At 36.5% G+C, this 20,642-nt stretch carries 16 protein-coding genes and 1 other annotated feature; of the genes, 3 read left to right on the top strand and 13 right to left on the bottom strand.

What is annotated here, in order from left to right; genetic code table 11:
- Positions 1–21 precede the first annotated feature (21 nt).
- From RU96_RS07925 to rpsB, 10 genes are all read right to left on the bottom strand, one after another.
- Positions 22–780, bottom strand: a complete 759-nt coding sequence (locus tag RU96_RS07925) for a DeoR/GlpR family DNA-binding transcription regulator (protein ID WP_071865002.1) — start codon at positions 778–780, stop codon at positions 22–24.
- A 175-nt stretch (positions 781–955) separates the two neighbouring features.
- Entirely contained in the window at positions 956–1,708 is a 753-nt protein-coding gene (locus RU96_RS07920; protein WP_071865001.1) for a DeoR/GlpR family DNA-binding transcription regulator, read from the bottom strand.
- Between the two features lie 216 nt (positions 1,709–1,924).
- Positions 1,925–6,274, bottom strand: a complete 4,350-nt coding sequence (locus tag RU96_RS07915) for a PolC-type DNA polymerase III (protein ID WP_071865000.1) — start codon at positions 6,272–6,274, stop codon at positions 1,925–1,927.
- Positions 6,275–6,526: 252 nt separating this feature from the next.
- A complete protein-coding gene (gene rseP, locus RU96_RS07910) occupies positions 6,527–7,795 on the bottom strand; it encodes an RIP metalloprotease RseP (protein WP_071864999.1) in 1,269 nt (422 codons plus the stop codon).
- A gap of 295 nt (positions 7,796–8,090) precedes the next feature.
- Positions 8,091–8,891, bottom strand: coding sequence for a phosphatidate cytidylyltransferase (locus RU96_RS07905; protein ID WP_071864998.1), 801 nt, complete (start codon positions 8,889–8,891; stop codon positions 8,091–8,093).
- A 31-nt stretch (positions 8,892–8,922) separates the two neighbouring features.
- Entirely contained in the window at positions 8,923–9,708 is a 786-nt protein-coding gene (gene uppS / locus RU96_RS07900) for an undecaprenyl pyrophosphate synthase (protein ID WP_071864997.1), read from the bottom strand.
- 327 nt (positions 9,709–10,035) lie between these two features.
- Positions 10,036–10,593, bottom strand: coding sequence for a ribosome recycling factor (frr, locus tag RU96_RS07895; RefSeq protein WP_071864996.1), 558 nt, complete (start codon positions 10,591–10,593; stop codon positions 10,036–10,038).
- The gene (gene pyrH / locus RU96_RS07890; RefSeq protein WP_071864995.1) at positions 10,594–11,319 is read right to left on the bottom strand and encodes a UMP kinase; all 726 of its coding nucleotides are present in this window, start codon (positions 11,317–11,319) and stop codon (positions 10,594–10,596) included.
- Positions 11,320–11,467: 148 nt separating this feature from the next.
- The gene (gene tsf / locus RU96_RS07885; RefSeq protein ID WP_071864994.1) at positions 11,468–12,349 is read right to left on the bottom strand and encodes a translation elongation factor Ts; all 882 of its coding nucleotides are present in this window, start codon (positions 12,347–12,349) and stop codon (positions 11,468–11,470) included.
- A 127-nt stretch (positions 12,350–12,476) separates the two neighbouring features.
- Positions 12,477–13,262 (bottom strand): 30S ribosomal protein S2, encoded by a 786-nt coding sequence (gene rpsB / locus RU96_RS07880; RefSeq protein ID WP_071864993.1) that lies wholly within the window; start codon positions 13,260–13,262, stop codon positions 12,477–12,479.
- A 469-nt stretch (positions 13,263–13,731) separates the two neighbouring features.
- Between rpsB and RU96_RS07875 the strand changes: the two genes are divergently transcribed.
- The 3 genes from RU96_RS07875 to RU96_RS07865 all read left to right on the top strand — a co-directional run bounded on the left by RU96_RS07875 (position 13,732) and on the right by RU96_RS07865 (position 16,205).
- The gene (locus RU96_RS07875; protein ID WP_071864992.1) at positions 13,732–14,202 is read left to right on the top strand and encodes an arginine repressor; all 471 of its coding nucleotides are present in this window, start codon (positions 13,732–13,734) and stop codon (positions 14,200–14,202) included.
- A gap of 154 nt (positions 14,203–14,356) precedes the next feature.
- Positions 14,357–15,925, top strand: a complete 1,569-nt coding sequence (lysS, locus tag RU96_RS07870; RefSeq protein ID WP_071864991.1) for a lysine--tRNA ligase — start codon at positions 14,357–14,359, stop codon at positions 15,923–15,925.
- Position 15,926: 1 nt separating this feature from the next.
- Positions 15,927–16,205: a hypothetical protein gene (locus tag RU96_RS07865; protein WP_071864990.1), complete on the top strand. Its 279-nt coding sequence runs from the start codon at positions 15,927–15,929 to the stop codon at positions 16,203–16,205.
- 63 nt (positions 16,206–16,268) lie between these two features.
- On the opposite strand, the gene argS is transcribed toward RU96_RS07865, so the two are convergent.
- From argS to argF, 3 genes are all read right to left on the bottom strand, one after another.
- Positions 16,269–17,960 (bottom strand): arginine--tRNA ligase, encoded by a 1,692-nt coding sequence (gene argS / locus RU96_RS07860; protein WP_071864989.1) that lies wholly within the window; start codon positions 17,958–17,960, stop codon positions 16,269–16,271.
- Positions 17,961–18,095: 135 nt separating this feature from the next.
- Positions 18,096–18,293, bottom strand: a binding site (T-box leader).
- Positions 18,294–18,488: 195 nt separating this feature from the next.
- Complete coding sequence (gene arcC / locus RU96_RS07855) at positions 18,489–19,436, bottom strand: carbamate kinase (RefSeq protein ID WP_071864988.1); 948 nt, start codon at positions 19,434–19,436, stop codon at positions 18,489–18,491.
- A 128-nt stretch (positions 19,437–19,564) separates the two neighbouring features.
- Entirely contained in the window at positions 19,565–20,584 is a 1,020-nt protein-coding gene (gene argF / locus RU96_RS07850) for an ornithine carbamoyltransferase (RefSeq protein WP_071864987.1), read from the bottom strand.
- Positions 20,585–20,642 lie beyond the last annotated feature (58 nt).

Below are 20,642 nucleotides of genomic sequence, written 5' to 3'. Positions count from 1 at the left end.
CAACACGCATCATATTTCCTCCTAATGTATGATATTTGTATACTGTTCATAATGATTTTTCACAACTTCGCTGATTGTATCATCTGTATAAAGCGCATCAATCTCGTTTAAGTTATAAAAATTATAGAAATCACTTTGATTAAATTTATACGCATCGGCAACTAGAAACTTTTGTTGGGCTTTATCTAAGACAAGTTGCTGAAATTTGCCTTCTTCTATACTAAATGTCGAGACAAATTCTTCCATAATTCCATTAACACCGACAAAAGCTTTTTGAATACTTAGCTTTTGAATTGTTTCATTGGCAATTGATCCGACAAAAGCACCCGTAATTTTGCGATACGCCCCACCAATTAGATACAAATCATAGTGATCGTTAGTGGTAAGTAAGTTAAATACAGGTAGACTATTGGTTATAATTCGTAATTTTTTCTTAGGCAAATATTTTGTCATCAATTCAATTGTCGTCCCCGGTCCTAGAAAAACTGTATCATTTTCATGAATTGCTTCTGCGGCTTTTTTGGCAATAAACTCTTTTTCACGACTGTGTAATTGCTTTTTTTCACCATGGGATAATTCTGTCGGTTTTTCATTTTCAAAATTAAGACTCTTGGCGCCACCGTGAACTCGAATCAACAAGTTTTGAGAAGCCAATTCATCTAAGTCACGTCGAATTGTCATATCGGAAACATTTAATTGTTCTTGAATGAACTTCACCGTAACTACACCATGCAATTCACATAATGCAACAATCGCTTGTTGGCGTTTTGTTTTTAGCATCTCATCACCTTCCTCTATCATAATAAAACATTTACAAACATTTATCAACAATTATTTTGTAGATAATGTTTTATTTTTTGCGTTTTTTACAATGTTTTTCCTTATTCCTCACATTAAAAACAAAAAAAACAAACACTCTATAGTAGTAAAGTGTTTGTTTTAACTCAAAAGATAATTATTTTATGACTGGAACTTTATCTTCAAAAATTTGCGAACTGTTGTATTCATCAGGGTTTGTTATAACAGCAGTCACATCTTTTAAGCGATAAAAAGTATAAAAATCTTCTTTATCGATTTTGGAAGTATCCATCAACAAGTAACGTTCAAAAGAATTTTGCAATGCGATAAGCTGCGTTTGCCCTTCTTCAATCGTGGCTGTCATAATTTTGTCTTCCTTTAAGGCATTGCAACTAAAAAAACTTTTATGAAAGTGCATGTCAGCTAAAGACAGATTGGCAATTTCGCCAAAAAAAGAACGTGTCCGCATCCGCATCTCGCCACCGATTAAATAGACTTTTAAGTTTCCCGGCTTCTGGCTTAGCGTTTCAAAGACAGGTAGGCAATTTGTCACCACTCGTAACGAATCATGCTGAATTAATTGAGCCAATACTTCAATCGTTGTACCCGGCCCTAAAAAAATTGTTTCCTCTTCTTTTATCAATTCCAACGCTTTTTGTGCGATTAACTTTTTTTCAGCCATGTTTATAATTTGTTTATCAGAATGAGATAGTTCTTCGTAACGATAAGTATGGACGGTTTTGGCGCCGCCGTGAACCCGCTTTAAGCGCCCTTGTTCTTCTAATTCAGTTAAATCTCGCCTAACAGTCATATCCGATACATTCAAGCGCTCGACAATGTCGGCCACGCGAATCGTTCCTTTTTCATCTACTAAAGAAACGATAGCATTAAATCGTTCTTCTTTTAACATCCCTACTCCTCCTTTACACGCATTTTTTTAAATTCTATTACGTTATTTCAAAATAAAATAATAGTTGAAAAGGACTGTGAACAAAGACTTGTCACAGCCCCTTATTTAAATAAACGGTATTTCATTAGTGATTTTATTGATAGATTCTAAAATCAAAAAGTTAATTGTCACTATCAACTTTATCTTTTACAACAAAATTTGTTGTAATTTTAGTGCCTAATCGAACATAGAATCAAATAAAGACAGTTGGTTTTCATCTGGTAAATCTTTTAAAACGCCATTTTCTGACATATATTCAATCAGTGTTTTAGAAACTTTCCCACGATTAGCCAAATCTTCTTTTGAAAGAAAAGGACCATCTTTTCTAGCTTCTACGATTTGTTTGGCAACGTTAATTCCCAAACTTGGTACAGCCCGAAATGGTGCGATTAACTTATTGTCTTCAATGACAAAATTGACGGCATCTGATTTATACAAATCAATCATACCAAATTCCAAACCTCGCTCTAACATTTCATTGGCGAGTTCTAAAACCGTCAATAAATTCTTTTCTTTGGTGGAAGCTTCCATCCCTTTGTCGGTGATTTCTTTCATACGATCTTTAACTGCATCTTTTCCTCGCGTCATAGAAACTAAATCAAAGTCATCTGCCCGCACTGAAAAATATGCACAATAATATAAAATTGGATAATAGACTTTAAAATAAGCCACCCGTAACGCCATCAAGACATACGCTGCCGCATGGGCTTTAGGGAACATATATTTAATTTTAGAACACGAATCAATATACCAATCCGGCACATTATTTTCCCGCATAGCTGTTAAATAGGTTTCCCTTAAGTCATCTGGAATTTTATTCCATTGCCCTTTACGGACTGTTTCCATAATTTTAAAAGCCATCCCACTTTCAAGGCCCGCATGCATTAGATAAACCATGATGTCATCCCGACAACCAATTACTTCGGCTAAGGTAGCTTTTCCTTGGCGAATCAATTCTTCTGCATTTCCTAACCAAACGTCGGTACCGTGAGAAAGACCAGAAATTTGTAATAATTCAGCAAAAGTCGCCGGATGCGTTTCTTCTAACATCCCTCGGACAAAACGTGTCCCAAATTCAGGAATTCCTAAAGTACCAGTACGAGAATAAATTTGTTCTTCTGTTACATCCAAAACTTCAGGCCCATCAAAAATCCGCATAACATTTGGATCATCTGTCGGAATTGTTTTTGGATCAATACCAGATAAGTCTTGAAGCATCCGAATTACTGTTGGATCATCATGGCCTAAGATATCCAGTTTTAAGATATTGTCATGAATCGAGTGAAAATCAAAGTGAGTTGTTTTCCACTCTGCACTTAAATCATCGGCTGGATATTGAATTGGCGTAAAATCATAAACATCCATATAATCTGGAATAACAATAATCCCCCCCGGATGCTGACCTGTCGTTCGTTTCACGCCAGTAGCACCTTGGGCGAGCCGATCAATCTCTGCTGCGCGTAATTGCATATTATGATCACGTTCATAACCTTTAACAAAGCCATAAGCTGTTTTATCGGCCACAGTACCAATTGTCCCTGCCCGATAAACGTAATCTTCACCAAATAGCACTTTGGTATAGTTGTGAGCTTCAGGTTGATATTCTCCGGAGAAGTTCAAATCAATATCTGGCACTTTATCGCCTTTAAAGCCTAAAAAAGTTTCAAAAGGAATATCATGCCCATCTTTATTTAAGCGAGTGCCACATTTAGGACACGCTTTTTCCGGCATATCAAAACCTGAACCGTAAGATCCATCTTCATAAAATTCTGAGTACTGACAATTTGGACAATAATAATGCGGTGCTAGGGGGTTTACCTCGGTAATCCCAGTCATTGTCGCTACAAAACTAGAACCCACTGATCCTCTGGAACCAACCAAGTAGCCATCTTCATTACTTTTATGCACCAATTTTTGAGAAATCAAATAAATAACGGAAAAACCATTACCAATAATCGATTTCAACTCTTTTTCCAAGCGTTTTTCAACAATATCAGGTAACGGATCACCGTATAATTCTTTGGCGCGGTTATAACTTAAATTGGTGATTTCTTCTTCTGAACCTGGAATTTTAGGGGTATATAATTTATCTTTCACTGGAATAACTTTTTCACAAGAATCTAAAAGTTTATTGGGATTTTCCACGACAATTTCTTTAGCCACTTCTGATCCTAAAAATTGAAAGGCGGTTAACATTTCATCCGTCGTGCGAAAATGAACCGCTGGTAAACTGTGACGATTTAGTGGGTTGGCACCACCTTGGGAGTTAATTAAAATTTTGCGGTAAATCGCATCTTCTTCGTTCAAATAATGAACATTCCCTGTCGCCACTACCGGTTTATCTAGCTTGTGACCAATCGCTACCAAATTACGAATAATTTCTTCTAAATCTGCTTCATTCTTGACTAGTTCTTGTTCAATCAATGGTGCATATACTGCTTTTGGCATGACTTCAATATAGTCATAAAACTTGGCTCTTTCCTTTGCTTCTTCGACACCTTTTTGCATCATGGCGACAAAAACTTCACCTTTATCACAAGCAGTTCCCAATAAAAGGCCTTCCCGTAATTTTGAAATTTCTGAGCGGGGTATTCTTGGAACACCGCCGTGGAAATATTTCACATTTCCCATTGAAATTAACTTAAAGAGATTTTTTAAGCCGGCTTGTGTCTGCGCCAAAATGGTCGCATGAAATGGCCTTGCTGCTTTAAAGGAGTTTTCACCACCAACATGGCGGTTTAAATCTTCATGATAGTGCATATCATGATTTTCGATTGCTTCTTTGACAAAAATCCAAGCCAGATGTCCGGTTGCTTCAGAGTCATAGATTGCCCGGTGATGTTGTTCTAAGCCAACACCAAATTTTTTCGTTAAGACCCCTAAACCAAAACGCTTAAATTCTGGATACAAATAGCGAGCCAATTCCAAGGTATCAATCACTGGATTTTTTGCTTCCGGCATTCCCAAACGTTTATAAGTAGTATTAATAAATCCCATATCAAAAGAAGCATTATGGGCGACTAAAACACTATCTTTGGCAAATTCAGTAAATAAAGCCATCACTTCTTTTTCTGGCTTTGAGCCCCGTACCATTTCATCAGTAATCCCTGTTAAATCAACAGTTGTTTTTGACAATGGGTGACCAGGATCAATAAATTCATCAAAAGAGGCAATAACATTTCCCTTATGCATCTTCACTGCCGCTAATTCAATAATCGTATCATAGACGGCAGATAGCCCCGTTGTTTCCACGTCAAATACGACGTAGGTTGCATCGGTTAACGATACATGAGCTGGATTATAAGCAATTGGTACACCATCATCCACTACATAAGCTTCAACACCGTACAAAATTTTGACACCCGCTTTTTCACCAGCATGGTAAGCATCTGGAAAACCTTGCGCGCCACCATGATCTGTAATAGCAATCCCACGGTGTCCCCATTTTCCGGCTTGGGCGACTAAATCAGAAATACTATTGGTTGCATCCATTGTACTCATATTAGAATGTAGGTGTAGCTCCACCCTTTTTTCATTTTCAGGTGCATAATCTTTGCGAGGTTCGTGTTTCACTTCGGCAATATCTTGTGCAATCATGACTAAATCGCGTTGGAAAGTATCTTCTTGGATACTACCACGAATTTTCAGCCATTTACCTTTTGTTAATGCTTCAAAGATTTGTTCATCTTTTTCACCATTGGAAAACTTTTTCACGATGAAAGAAGAAGTATAGTCAGTTACTTTCAATGTTAAAAGTTTCCGTTTTGTCCGTAATTCCCGCACTTCTGCATCAAAAACAAAACCTTCAAACGTAACCCGTCTTTCTTCTTCAATTATATTGACCATTGGTGTAATTGGTTCATCACTAGGAATATTGCGACCTAAAACAAGTGGTCCTAGCACCGGATTTTTCTCTTGTTTTTTCTTTTGCTCATGAAGGACCATGTTCTCTTGCGCTTGTTGCATTAATTGTGCATGTTGCGCTTCTTGCCTTTTGGCCATTTCTTGCATGGCTTGGGCACCTTTTGCTTCGTCAAAACGAGGTTCAATCCGAAACTTAGGAAAACCAAAATCTTGATAACTCAACTCAAGTTTTGGTAGATACTCACTTGTTAAATAAGAAATAACCGCTTCATTTACCACCGGCAAAATAATTTTATTATCTTCTAGATAAGGAAGTTGTCCTTTTACAGCTTGTTCAACTGCTTTTGTACTACAATTTTGCTGCATAGCCAATAGCCAATAATCTTGTAATAGTGCTTCGTTAAAATCAGCCTGACTAACCTTAAGATGCAATTTCACGCTCGCAATTTCATTGAATGCTAATTGCAATTTTTGCCAAATCTTTTGATACAATGTAGCTGGTAAAATTTCTGCTAAAGATAAGGTGAATTCCCAGACACGCGATTTCCGATGTACCACAACTTCGGTAATTTCGCCGTCTTTTAATAAGGGATGTTGCCTTTCTTCTGGCGCTAAATCAATTTGCTCTAATAAAATCGCAAACCGTTCATTTTCATTTGCCAAAAAACCTTCCCCCTTTTTTATAAAAAGCTTGAAGCATCAAAATAAACTTCAATTAATTTTGCTTAATAAGCAAATAAGTACCTAAAAAATCAATTTTTAATCTGAAAATCGAACCATTAAATTTACTAAGGTACCTGAAATAGTATAAGCCATATTTGGAATTATTGCACCCATAAAAAAATGCCAAACAATGAAAACTGTTTGACATTTTTAATGTATTTTTTCTATTTTCTTAAACTTTCAAGCTACGTTTTAAAAGAACCAGCGTTGAATATCATTCCACGTAACTAAAACCATCAGCAATAGCAAAAAGCCAAAACCGATTAATGTTAAAATTCCTTCTTTTTCTTGACTTAGCGGTTTCCCTCGCAGACCTTCAATAATATTAAGCACAATTTTCCCACCGTCCAATGCGGGGATTGGCAATAAATTCATTACGCCTAAATTCATTGAAATAACAGCCATTAAGAGCATGACCGTCAAAGGACCTTGTTTAGCCGCTTCTGATGACATTTGAAACATTGCCACTGGCCCACCTAATTTATTAATATCTGGTTTGGCAATTAAATTACCCAAAGCCCGTAACAATTGGACTGAACTGTTAACTGCTTGTTTTACACCCCCAGTTAACTTCGCTGTGACACTGGTATCCATGGGAACTTGCACCCCAATCCGAACCACTTCTTGCCCTTCAACATTTTCTTTTTTAGGGGTAACTTCCGTCGTAAATGTTTCATTTCCTCTTTTAACGGTAAAATGTAAGACTTTATTTTTACTACTTGTAATGGCAGCAGTTAAATCTTCCCAAGAAGAAATCTGCTTACCATCAACACTTTCAATTGAATCGCCTTCTTTTAACTGCGCCATTTGCGCGGGTGAATTCTCGCTAATTGCCCCAATTTTATTAGTATTGGTAATCGCTACGCCGCCTTGAAGGAAGGTAATAACAATAAACAAAACAATCGCTAATAAGAAATTATTCATCGGCCCAGCAAAGTTGGTCAACATCCGCTGCCATAATTTGGCAGACTGAAATTGTACATCGCGAGGTGCGATTCTCACTTCAACCCCATCAGATTCAATAATTGTCGCATCATGTAAAACTTCATAACGCATTTGCTGGCTTTCATCACCATTTTGATAACCTGATACAAATAACTCATCTTCTAGATCAAATTCAGCCAATTCAAAAGGAAAAGCTGTGGGTAACTGTACTTTGCTACTAGTATTAATTTGCTTTACTTTACCTTCATCATTTAAAACTAGTCCTACTGGCATCCCTGGTGTTAATTCAACCTCATCTTCACCATTTCCCGCCATCCGAACGTAACCTCCAATCGGTAAGGCCCGTAAAGTAAATGTCGTGCCATCTTTTCCTTGATGGCCCCAGATTTTAGGTCCCATTCCAATTGCAAATTCTCGCACCAAAATACCAGCTCTTTTAGCAAAAAAGTAATGCCCGAATTCGTGTATAATAACGATTACACTAAACACGAGAATAAACGTAATAATTGTCTTCATGTTGTGTCTTCCCTTCATGCATAGTTTTGTTTTATTTCACCAAAAACTATTTTTCCCACACCTAAAGTAGTGCCTTTTTATTTTAGCATACAAATAGTCTAGACAAAACTTTCCTAGGGCTTTTTGTCATTTTATTCTTTTATCAATTTGAAATCAAATCTTTCAGCAGCTTAAAAACGTTACAAGAAATCTTTTCCACTAGCAAGTTTCCTACATTTGTAAAATTCCATCCATTCTTCATATAAAAAAGCCTTTAAAAGCTAGCCATAGCGCCAACTTTTAAAGACTACTTTTTTTAAAAAATTCCAAATAAGTGCATAATTGGAAAAACAAACAACATACTATCAAAACGATCTAAAATACCACCATGGCCAGGTAAAATATTACCAGAATCTTTTACACCAAAATGTCGCTTAATTGCCGATTCAACCAAATCACCAAATTGCCCCACAATTGAAAAAATAATCGTAAAGATAAGGACTAACGGTAAAGAATGACCAAAGTCTTGCTGGCTTTGAAAAATTAAAACATAAATCGCAGCTACTACTACCGCAGAAACAATCCCACCTAGAGCACCTTCCACTGTCTTATTAGGCGAAATTTCCGGCCACAATTTATTTTTGCCATATTGGCGGCCAACCATATACGCTCCAATATCTGTTGCCCACACGATTAGTAAACCAAAAAATAGAATAATTAAACTCTCAGTCCTGGCGCTAACAAATTCGCGAAATCCCATGCCAACATATAGACTAACTAAAACTGGAAATCCAGCTTCATCGATGGTGTACATGTTTTTAGAAACGACAGCTGCCCCTAGTAGTAATAATACCGTTAAATAAAACAACGAAAAATTATCCACATTAGCGGGTAAAAAGAAAAACCAGCGCGCTTTTGGCAATACTAGTAGTACCGCACCAATAGCACTAATAATTCCTTCAAAACTAATGATGTTCAGTTCTTTCATTCTAAATAATTCATAAACAGCCACTACAGCAAGCACTGCTGCAGTCACTTCAATTGCTACGCCCCCGACATAAATAATGGGAATAAATAATGCCAGCGCGACAACTGCTGTGATAACTCTTTGTCTCACAACCATTCCTCCTTTGTTTTTACAAATTTAACTATTTTTTTAAACCGCCAAAACGCCGATCACGATTTTGGAAAGTGGCAATGGCCATCTCCAACAACTCGCCATTAAAATCTGGCCACAACGCATCCGTAAAGAAAAATTCACTATAGGCAATTTGCCACAATAAAAAGTTGCTAATTCGTTCTTCACCACTTGTTCGAATTAGTAATTCGGGATTTTGCAATTCAGCAGGTAGAAATCCTGTCATCAAATGATTGCTGATCACTTCTTCTGTGATTGCTTCTTTTTTAGCATCTTTTTCTTTAAATTCTGTATAAATATCTTGCACAGCAGTAACTATTTCTGCTCGACTGCCATAGTTTAAAGCGAAGTTTAGTACCATCCCAGTGTTATCTTTGGTTTGCTCAATTGCACGTTTTACCGCATCTTGTGTATGGGCAGGCAAAAATTCAATATAGCCCATTACGTTTACTTTCACATTTTCTTTGATTAGTTCTGGGACAAATTTATCAAAAAAGTCGACCGGTAACTGCATCAAAAAACTTACTTCTTCTTCTGGTCGTTTCCAATTTTCAGTTGAAAAAGCGTATAATGTTAAAACTTTTACCCCCAAACGAGATGCATGTTTTGTGATCTTTTTGACCGTTTCCATTCCTTCTTTATGTCCAGCAACACGGGGCAAACGACGGTTTTGTGCCCAGCGACCATTACCGTCCATAATAATTGCGATATGTTTGGGAATTTCCTTATTCTGATCAAATGTAAACGCCGCTTCTTCTTGAACGTATTTATTTTTCTGTGGAAAAAAACGCCACATAAAAAAGCCTCCTAACTATTTTTACTCGCAAGTAAATCATCTTCCCTATTATAGCAATAATCAGAATACTTGCCTATGAAAAGCAAGAATGCTTTTTAAAATTATTAAAGGATGTTATCCACAAAATGGATTTCAAAAGCGCTTTTTTACTCGGAGTAATGTTTCACAAAAAAACTCTTTTCCTTTATAAAGTTGAAAATTTATTGGTAAATTAATCTTTTAATTTAAAATTGTTCCACAAAAAAAGAGGCTATTTTTTTCATACCGTTTATTCGCAAAAAAAAGAAGGTGTGACAAGACTTTTGTCACACCTTCTAAAAACTTTTATTAAACTTCTAAAAGTTCTTTTTCTTTATCTGCCGCAATTTGATCCAACTGCTTAATGCTATCATCAGTTAATTGTTGCACGTCTTTTTCTAAGTTGCGCAAGTCATCTTCTGTAATATCACTATTTTTTTCTTGTTTCTTATAAGCATCCATTGCATCGCGACGAACATTACGAACTGCAATTTTAGCATTTTCAGCTTCTTTTTTCACTTCTTTAGCCAGTTCTTTTCGGCGTTCTTCTGTTAGCTGTGGGAAAACTAAGCGAATTACAGTACCATCGCTTTGTGGTGTAATCCCGATATCACTTGTTAGTAAAGCTTTTTCCACTTCTTTAATCATTGATTTATCAAAAGGTGTGATTAAAAGAACTCGTGCTTCTGGTGTTTGAATAGAAGCCATTTGATTAAGTGGTGTTGGTACCCCGTAATAAGGTACTAAAACTCGGTCTAATAAACCAGAGTTCGCACGACCTGCACGAATTTGTCCTAATGTACGCTGCAAGTTTTCAGCGACTTTTTGCATTTTTTCTTTTGCTTCTGTCATAGTTGCATCAGCCATTTATTTCTTCCCCCTCACTGTTGTGCCGATATGTTCGCCCAAAATAACACGACGAATATTTCCTGGTTCATTTAAATTGAAGACGACTAAAGGAATATCATTGTCCATACTTAATGAGCTTGCAGTTGAATCCATAACTTGAAGACCTTTTGCAATCACTTCTAGATGTGTTAATTCTTCAAATTTCACCGCAGTATCATCTAATTTTGGATCTGCTGAGTAAACACCATCAACATTGTTTTTTGCCATTAAAATGACATCAGCATCGATTTCTGCTGCCCGTAATGCAGCCGTAGTATCCGTTGAAAAGTATGGATTACCAGTACCACCGGCAAAAATTACAATACGCCCTTTTTCTAAGTGGCGTTCTGCTCGACGGCGAATGTAAGGTTCAGCAATTTGGCGCATTTCGATGGATGTTTGCACGCGCGTTGGTACGCCTTCATTTTCCAACGTATCTTGTAATGCCAAAGCGTTCATAACGGTAGCTAACATTCCCATGTAATCTGCTTGAGCGCGTTCCATACCCATTTGGGCACCAATTTGTCCCCGCCAAATATTACCGCCACCAACTACAATTGCCATTTCAACACCCAATGCATGGACATCTTTAATTTCTTTGACAATTTCTTTAATGGTTGGTGGTTTAATACCAAAGCCTTCATCACCGGCTAATGCTTCTCCACTTAATTTTAGGACTACTCGTTGATATTTTGGTTTAACCATTTTGCTTCCTCCGTATCTTCTACTGACTATTGTAGCATAAATTGCGATAATCTTTATACTGTCGTCAGGGTTTGCCGTTATTTTTTATAACTGGCTTTAAAAAAAGGGAGCGCATAAAATGCGTTCCCTACTATTCAATTGAATAGAATTATTTTTTAACTTGGCTCATAACTTCTTCAACAAAGTTATCTTCACGTTTTTCGATACCTTCGCCAACTTCAAAACGTACAAATGATTTCACTGTAGCGCCTTTTGAAGCAACGTATTGAGAAACAGTCATATCTGGGTCTTTAACAAATGGTTGGTCAACTAAAGAAATTTCAGCTTTGAATTTCTTCAAGCGGCCTTCAACCATTTTTTCAACGATATTAGCTGGTTTGCCTTCGTTTAATGCTTGTTCAGTTAAAACATTTTTTTCATGTTCTAATTCTTCAGCTGGAATTTGTGATTCATCAACATAGCGTGGGTTGATAGCAGCAACGTGCATTGCAACGTCTTTTGCTACTGTTTCATCAGTTGTACCTTCTAAAACAGTCAATACAGCAATCCGACCACCCATGTGTAAGTAGCCACCAAAGGCTGCGTTATCATCTTTTTCAACAACTTCAAAACGACGGAAGCTGATTTTTTCACCAATAACTTGAGTTGCTTCAATTAAAGCTGCTTCAACAGTACCTTTAGCAGTTTCTAATTTCATTGCTGCTTCCATGTCAGCTGGTTTATTCGCAGCTACTAATTCAGCGATTTCTTTAACTAAATCTTGGAACATTTCGTTTTTAGAAACGAAGTCAGTTTCTGAGTTAACTTCAACAACAGCAGCAACGTTACCGTTTACTGCAACAGAAGCTAAACCTTCTGCGGCAATACGATCATTTTTCTTAGCTGCTTTTGCCATACCTTTTTCTCTTAATAAGTCTACGGCTTTTTCAATATTGCCTTCAACTTCTACTAATGCGCGTTTTGCATCCATCATACCGACACCAGTCATGTCGCGTAATTCTTTAACCATTTTAGCTGTAACATCTGCCATTTTGTGGTTCCTCCTCGAAGTTTGTTGCAGGTAGCCTGCATTTCTTTAAAAAAAGCTGTTTCAAAGGAGAGTGAGGCTTGCCGCCTAGCCTTTGAAACAGCTCCGTGTCAAAATTTATGCAACTGAATTATTCAGCTTGGTTGTCGCCTTCAACAACGTCAACGATTTCTTCAATTGAAGTTGTGCCTTCAGAATCTTCTGATACGAAAGTTTCTTCAACAACTTGGTCTTCACCTTGGTTGCCTTCGATTAATGCATCAGCCATTTTAGCTGTAATTAATTTAACGGCACGAATCGCATCGTCATTTGATGGGATTACAACATCGATTTCATCTGGATCACAGTTTGTATCAACCATCGCTACGATTGGGATATTCAATTTACGAGCTTCTTGAACAGCAATACGTTCTTTACGAGGGTCAACGATGTACATTACATCTGGAATACGAGGCATATCAGCGATACCACCTAAGAATTTTTCAAGACGTTCGCGTTCTTTGTTTAAGCCCACAACTTCTTTTTTAGGTAGTACTTCAAAAGTACCGTCTTCTTCCATTTTGTTGATTTGTTTCAAACGTGCAACACGTTTTTGGATTGTTTCCCAGTTAGTCAAAGTACCACCTAACCAACGATGGTTAACATAGAATTGACCTGCACGAGTTGCTTCTTCTTTGATTGCTTCTTGTGCTTGTTTTTTAGTACCAACAAACAATGCAACGCCGCCTTCTTCTGCAACGTTTTTCATGTAGTCGTAAGCTGCATCTACTAATTTAACTGTTTTTTGCAAGTCGATAATGTAGATACCATTACGTTCTGTGAAGATATATTTCTTCATTTTTGGGTTCCAGCGACGTGTTTGGTGACCAAAGTGTACGCCGGCTTCTAGCAATTGTTTCATTGAGATTACTGCCATGTTTTTGTTTCCTCCAATTTGGTTTTTTCCCTTTCAAAAACGTCAAGCTCCTTGGCAGACTTTACTATTTGGTAAAGCACCCTGTCTCAGATCCGTTTTTGATGTGGATTTTGTGGTCTGTAGGTTTTCCCCACATCCTTAGCCATTATACCGATAATGGTGATGAGTTTCAAGTCTGAAAGTCGCTTTTTTTAATCTTTATCTTTTAAATAAAAAAAGAGTTACTTGACAACATATAAAAAGTGACGATTTTTTTATTACTTTTTATTATTCGGAGAAAATTATTCAGAGAAATATTTTTCTGTTAAAAAAGACAGATAATTCAAACTTTTACTATAAAAGTGCTACATTACGCATAAATTTGTATTATGAAAACATCCAGTGTATAAAAAAACATTAATAAGACTATCATAAAATAAAGTATTTTGTTATGATGAGGTTGCAAATTTATTGATAAAGGAGCAAACAAATGCGTAAAGCAGACCGTCATTTATTAATTAAACAAATCATTAGCAATCAAACCGTTCGCACCCAAGAAGAATTACTAAATATCTTGGAAAGTCATGGTGTAAGTGCTACTCAAGCTACAATTTCTCGTGATATTCGCGATTTAAAAATCATTAAGGCACCTGATGACAATGGCATCGCTCGTTTTGAAATTTTTCAAGGTGACCGCTTTGATGGAGATGGTCGCGAAGAAGAACGTCGTCTAATCCATATGGTTGAAGATGTGGTAGTTAAAGTGGAACGGGTGCATTTTTTAACCATTATTGTAACGATTCCCGATAACGCCCAAGTCTTATGTGCTTTAATCGATGATATTGAAGTACCAGAAAAAGTAACCACCATCGCAGGCTTTGATACGGTTATTGTCATCTCCCGCACCGAAGAAGATGCAGCTAAAATTGAAGAATACTTCAGATCGCATATCATTGCTTAGTATAAATTTAACACTCAAAACAGTTAACTGTTTGAGTGTTTTTTATTTACTCTGCTGCAAAACAATCTTTAAAAAGAGCAAAAAGGAATTTTTTTCAATTCAATGCTACAATTAAAAGAAATAGCTGAATAAATTTTAACAAGGAGGTTTTTTTATGCATTGGGCTTTTGAAATCGCTAACAAATTAATCAACCAACAGTCAGATCAAAAAAATACGATTACATGCGCTTCTGGCGTTAGTCCTTCTGGTTACATTCACGTGGGGAATTTTCGTGAAATTGCTACCACTTATTTCGTCACTCAAGCACTCACTTTTTTAGGCGCCAAGCCTCGTTATATTTTATCTTGGGATGATTATGATCGTTTACGCAAAATTCCCCAAAATGTTACGGGGGTATCAGCCAAAAGTATCGGCATGCCTTATACAAAAGTAGCAGCTCCTAAAAAAGATACTACAGCTACTTCCTATGGTGATTATTTTGAACAATTATTTCGCAATGATTTAGAAAAAATGACGATTAAACCTGAATTTATTTTTGAAACACAAGCTTATGAAGGTGGAAATTACGATGAGGAAATTGCCCTAGCTCTGAGTAAGCGCAAAGAGATATATGATATTTTAAGCCGTTTTCGTTCTGAAAAACCCGATCAAGCTGAGCGAGAAAATTATTATCCAATCTCTTTATATTGTGATAATTGTTACCACGATACCACTACAATTACACGTTATGATGAAACGACACAAACTATTTTTTATACATGTCAAAATTGTCAGCACGTTGGCCAACAAACGATTGGACAAAAGCAAAGAATCAAACTTCATTGGAAAATTGATTGGCCTATGCGCTGGCGGTATGAAAAGGTGGCTTTTGAACCTGGGGGAAAAGACCATTCTTCAAAAAATGGTAGCTTCGACGTGGCAAAAGCGATTGCAAAAGAAATCTTTAATTGGCATGCGCCAATCTATCAACCTTATGATTTTGTCAATATCAAAGGGCAAACAAAGAAAATGTCCAGTTCCACAGGGAATATTTTAACTTTGCCCGATTTATTATCTATTTATACACCAGAATTGGTATTTTACTTATATGGAAAATATCAGCCAAAAGCTCAGTTTGATTTAGGCTTAGATGATGATGTTTTGCGAAACTACGCAGAATTTGAACGCTTAGTATCAAAGGCTAAAAAAGGCGATTTAGACGAAACAAACCAACAATTATTACAATTAACTGGTGTTGATCTTACAAAAACTTATCCTGAATTTGGGCATGTCGTAAGTATTTTATCTCTAACTGCGAATAACGCCACTCTGGCCCAAAAATTATTAGAAAAAGAAAATCTCTATTCATCAGAAGCCATTGCTTATATTCTGCCACGAGCCCAATACTGGATTGAAAATGATGCGAAAAATCGTCTGATTACAATTTGTGAAACGCCAAATACAAAAGTATACCAAACACTTAGCCCAGAGGTAAAACAACAAATAAAAGAATTTCGCCAGCTTCTACCTCAGACAACTGCTCTCACAGAGACAGAATTAATGCAAAAAATTTATGACTTAAGTACTGCAACTGACAAAAAAGAAAAACGTACTGCACAAAAAGCGCTCTTTACCGCACTTTATCAATTAACGTTAAACCAAGATCACGGACCACGCATTCCCCTTTTAATCAAAGTTATTGGCCGTAACAAACTAGAACAATTACTTTCATTTGAGGATTAACATGAACCATGCTCTTTTTGGTCTAGACAACTTAACTGTGTTTTTAATTGTTGGTCTTTCTTTTACAACATTCTTACTTTTTTTAAGTATAATGTTAAAAATTAGCAATGGTCTATTTTGGTCTCGTTCTCTAAAGAAATTTCAATTAGATCGCAATGATCCCGCTTATAAAAAAGAAAGAGAAGTTGGTAAGACGATCAGTCATTTTATTTTAGTAGTCGTTCCTCCCTTTTTTATCGGATTTTTACTACTAATTATTTGGAAATTTTTAATTTGCTAGTAATTAAATATAGTAAAACGGTAGCAACTATTTAAATAACTGCTACCGTTTTTTTATTTAGATTTACATTTTGTCTGGGGCGTGTAATCCTAATAGACGTAGGTCTTCTTTTAGTAAAACTGTCACAGCATATACTAAAGCTAGACGGGCATCTTTTTGATTGTCATCCGCCAAAATTTTCACATTCGCATAATATTTATTAAATGCTTGTGCCAATTTGATTGCATGTTTAGCAATCACAGATGGTTCGTAATTAGATGCAGCTTTTAAGATTGTATCTGGGTATTGTTGAATTAATTTTACCACTTCCCAAGAAGCTTCGTCATTTAATGTATAGTGCGCATTTTCATCTGGTGTAAAGCCTGCTTTTTCTAAAATACTCATTGCCCGAGCATGAGTGTATTGTACATACGGACCAGTTTCGCCTTCAAAACGAACCACTTCTTCTAATGTAAAGTCAAATGTATTTAAGCGGTCATTTTTAAGATCGTGGAAAATAACTGCGCCTACACCGACTTGTTTAGCTACTTCGTCTTTGTTTTCTAAATCAGGATTTTTCTCAGAAATTTGTTCTTTCGCTGAATCAATTGCTTGATTTAAGACTTCTTCAAGTAAAACGATCTTCCCTTTACGCGTTGATAATTTTTTACCACCTTGCGTAATCAAGCCAAATGCAATGTGATGCATGTCGTCAGACCAGTCAAAGCCCATTTCTTTTAGAACTGCTTTTAATTGTTTAAAATGATAGCTTTGTTCGTTACCTACTACGTAAATAGATTGGGCAAAATCATAAGTCCGTTTACGATATAACGCTGCCGCTAAGTCACGGGTGATATAAAGTGTGGCACCATCAGATTTACGGATTAACGCCGGATTCAAATCATAAGCAGATAAATCGACGATTTCTGCGCCACGATCTTCTTTTAGTAAATGTTTTTCTTCCAACAATTCGATAATTTCATCCATCTTATCATTGTAGAAAGCTTCCCCATTTAAAGAGTCAAATTTAACTTCTAACATATCGTAGATTTTATTGAATTCTTTCATTGATTCATCACGGAACCACTGCCATAATGAAACAGCCTCTTTGTCACCGTCTTCTAGTTTTTTAAACCAAGCACGAGCTTCATCGTCCAGTTCAGGCTGTGTTTCAACTTCTTCATGAAACTGTACATACAAACGTAATAATTCGTTGATTGGTTGCTCTTTAACCGCTTCTTCTGAACCCCATTTTTTATAGGCAACAATTAATTTACCAAATTGTGTACCCCAGTCACCTAAATGGTTAATCCGAATTGGGTTATAGCCAATTTTTTCCATAATAAATCCAATGGAGTTACCAATAACCGTAGAACGCAAGTGTCCCATTGAAATCGGTTTGGCAATATTTGGTGAAGACAAATCGATTGGTACATTACGATTTTCTCCAATATTAGCATCTCCGTAGTGTTCTTTTTCTTTTACTACAGTGGCTAAAACTTTTTCTGAAATAGCACCTTTATTCATAAAGAAGTTTAAGTATGGACCAACAACTTCAATTTTTTCAAAATTAGCACCGTCAATTTTTTCTGCTAATTCTGGTGCAATTTGTTGTGGTGCTTTTTTATACGATTTAGCTAAGGCAAAAGCAGGAAAGGCCACATCCCCGTGATCAGCAGATTTGGGATTTTCCAAAAGCTTTTCAATTTGTTCCATTGATAAATCATCTTTTAATACAGCGTAAAGTGCTTTTGCTACGACATCTTTGTTATTCATCAAATATCCTCCTTAGATTAAAATGAGCATAAAACTCATCAGTTACCATTATTTTACAATTTAATTGCAACCAAAACCAGTTAGAACCTTTATCTAGCTGGATTTTACCAATAAAAAAAGCCCCTAACGATAATCGTTAGAGACGAGACTTCCCGCGGTACCACTCTTATTGTCTGAATTTCAGACCAGCTTCTTCTATAACGGTAGATGGCCGTCTGCTTTTTTAGCAGATTTTCCCAAGTGCGCTTCTTATTTGCCTTCCTGCTTGGCTTACACCTTCCCAAACTCGCTATGTTTTCCAACAAATAATACTCTCTTGTTCACAAAATCAATTATTAAACTGACACCGATTATAGCAAATACTTTTTTTTCTGGCTAGTCTTTTTTATTATTATTTTAAAACAACAAGTATTTTATTTCGTTTTCCACTAAATAGTGCATATTTATAACCAGTATTAAAAAAATACCTCCACTGTACCCTAAAGGAGAAAAATGTACAGCAGAGCTATTTTTTCACAAAATAATGAATTAGTCGGCAACGACAATTGTTCCATCTTCATTAGCTAATAGGTTTTCAATATTTTCTAATGAAGTGATGATTGCTTTGCCTTCAGGACGAGCTTCAACAAATTCGATACATGCTTGCACTTTTGGTAACATGCTACCTGGTGCAAACTGATCTTCTTTAATATATTGTTTCATTTCAGAAACAGTTACGCGTTCTAGTTTCTTTTGATCTGGTTTTTGATAGTTTACATAAACATTATCGACACCCGTTAATACAATCAAAAGATCTGCATTGATGATTTCAGCTAATTTTTCAGAAGCAAAATCTTTATCGATAACCGCTTCGCGACCTTCTAAGCCATTTTCAGTTTCAACGACAGGGATGCCACCACCACCAACAGAAATAGTTACAACGCCTTGATCGACTAGACTTTCAATGACACGTGCTTCTTTAATTGAAATTGGTTTTGGTGAAGCTACAACTTTGCGCCAGCCACGTCCTGCATCTTCTTTAAAAGTTGCATTGCTACTAGCAGACATTTGTTGTTTGGCTTCTTCTTCTGTAAAGAAAGGACCAACTGGTTTACTTGGGTTGTTAAATGATGGATCGTCTTCTGCTACGATTACTTGAGTTACTAAAGAAACGACATCTTTATCGATTCCTTTTTCTTTTAAAATTGATCCCATTTCATTTTGTAACCAGTAGCCAATTGAACCTTCTGTCATCGCCACACAAGTATCTAAAGGCATTGCTGGTGTTTTTTCAGAGTCAGCGGCCGCTTGTTGAATTAATAAGTTCCCAACTTGAGGACCATTACCATGAGAGATGATTAACTCATCACCTTGCTCAATAAATTGTACCAAGTATTTTGCGGTTTCTTTTAATGCGTTTTGTTGTGCTTGTGCAGTTGCATCATCAGATAAAATTGCATTCCCGCCTAAAGCCACAACGACTTTACGTTTTGCCATAATTATCGCTCCTCGTAAGAAATTTCATAAGTTTTTAGAAACACCAAAACAAGCCAGCTCTTTTGACAGGCAAAAGGCTCAAAGAACTGACTCGTCTTAGTTAAAGTAGGTTTTTAGTTTAGTAACGATTAAACGCGGGGAATGAATAGATTACCCAATGTTGCAGCCATAATCGCTTTGATTGAGTGCATACGGTTTTCTGCTTGATCAAATTGACGAGCATATTTTGAACGGAATACTTCATCAGTAACTTCCATTTCAGTGATGCCAAATCTTTCTTTCATTTGTTCACCGTAGACAGTGTTAGTGTCATGGAATGCTGGTAAGCAGTGTAAGAAGATTAGGCGATCGGTATTATGTGTTTTTTCAATCATTTCCATGTTGATTTGGTAAGGACGTAATAATTTAATCCGTTCTTCAAATTTGTCTTCTTCACCCATTGATACCCAAACATCTGAGTACAATACATCAGCACCGTCAACACCTTTATCAACATCGTCTGTAACCATCAATTTAGCACCTGATTTTTCAGCAAATTCTTGTGCCATTTTTTGGATGTCTTCTTCAGGTTGTAATTCTTTTGGCGCTACGATTCGTACATTTGTACCTAAAATTGCACCAGTTACTAATAATGAGTTTGCCATGTTATTACGGCCGTCACCACAGTAAGCTAATGTGATGTCTTCTACAGTTCCAAAGTTTTCTTGGATTGTTAAGAAGTCAGCAATCATTTGTGTTGGATGCCATTCATCTGTCAAACCATTCCAAACTGGAACGCCTGAAAACTCAGCCAACTCTTCAACCATTTTTTGGCTGAATCCGCGGAATTCAATCCCGTCAAACATACGGCCCAATACTTTGGCAGTATCTTCAGTAGATTCTTTTTTACCTAATTGGATATCATTTGCACCAAGATATTCAGGATGTGCACCTAAATCAATTGCAGCTGTAGTAAAGGCAGCACGGGTACGAGTAGAAGTTTTTTCAAATAAAAGAGCAATGTTTTTGCCTTCTAAGTAGTGGTGTGGAATACCACGTTTTTTAAGATCTTTCAAATGTTCAGAAAAATCGATTAAATATTGAATTTCTTCTTTCGTAAAATCTTTTTCAGCTAACAAGCTTCTTCCTTGGAATACAGATTCTTTCATAAGTTGAGCTCTCCTTTAGTTATAATTCATTTGGTCCGCTAAGGCAGCCTAAAGCTGC

This window comes from Enterococcus canintestini, assembly GCF_001885735.1.
GTDB lineage: Bacteria > Bacillota > Bacilli > Lactobacillales > Enterococcaceae > Enterococcus_C > Enterococcus_C canintestini.
Note: the sequence above shows the minus strand (reverse complement) of the source record. Positions and strands in the feature narration are given on the sequence as shown.

What these genes read in the sequence shown, in the direction of transcription:
- uppS (WP_071864997.1), bottom strand. Translation starts at nt 9,708, where the DNA reads ATGTGGCGTTTTTTTCCACAGAAAAATAAATACGTTCAAGAAGAAGCG.
- tsf (WP_071864994.1), bottom strand. Translation starts at nt 12,349, where the DNA reads ATGGCAGATGTTACAGCTAAAATGGTTAAAGAATTACGCGACATGACT.
- rseP (WP_071864999.1), bottom strand. Translation starts at nt 7,795, where the DNA reads ATGAAGACAATTATTACGTTTATTCTCGTGTTTAGTGTAATCGTTATT.
- RU96_RS07925 (WP_071865002.1), bottom strand. Translation starts at nt 780, where the DNA reads ATGCTAAAAACAAAACGCCAACAAGCGATTGTTGCATTATGTGAATTG.
- RU96_RS07865 (WP_071864990.1), top strand. Translation starts at nt 15,927, where the DNA reads ATGAACCATGCTCTTTTTGGTCTAGACAACTTAACTGTGTTTTTAATT.
- RU96_RS07920 (WP_071865001.1), bottom strand. Translation starts at nt 1,708, where the DNA reads ATGTTAAAAGAAGAACGATTTAATGCTATCGTTTCTTTAGTAGATGAA.
- lysS (WP_071864991.1), top strand. Translation starts at nt 14,357, where the DNA reads ATGCATTGGGCTTTTGAAATCGCTAACAAATTAATCAACCAACAGTCA.
- RU96_RS07875 (WP_071864992.1), top strand. Translation starts at nt 13,732, where the DNA reads ATGCGTAAAGCAGACCGTCATTTATTAATTAAACAAATCATTAGCAAT.
- pyrH (WP_071864995.1), bottom strand. Translation starts at nt 11,319, where the DNA reads ATGGTTAAACCAAAATATCAACGAGTAGTCCTAAAATTAAGTGGAGAA.
- frr (WP_071864996.1), bottom strand. Translation starts at nt 10,593, where the DNA reads ATGGCTGATGCAACTATGACAGAAGCAAAAGAAAAAATGCAAAAAGTC.
- argS (WP_071864989.1), bottom strand. Translation starts at nt 17,960, where the DNA reads ATGAATAACAAAGATGTCGTAGCAAAAGCACTTTACGCTGTATTAAAA.
- argF (WP_071864987.1), bottom strand. Translation starts at nt 20,584, where the DNA reads ATGAAAGAATCTGTATTCCAAGGAAGAAGCTTGTTAGCTGAAAAAGAT.
- arcC (WP_071864988.1), bottom strand. Translation starts at nt 19,436, where the DNA reads ATGGCAAAACGTAAAGTCGTTGTGGCTTTAGGCGGGAATGCAATTTTA.
- rpsB (WP_071864993.1), bottom strand. Translation starts at nt 13,262, where the DNA reads ATGGCAGTAATCTCAATGAAACAATTGCTAGAAGCCGGCGTACACTTT.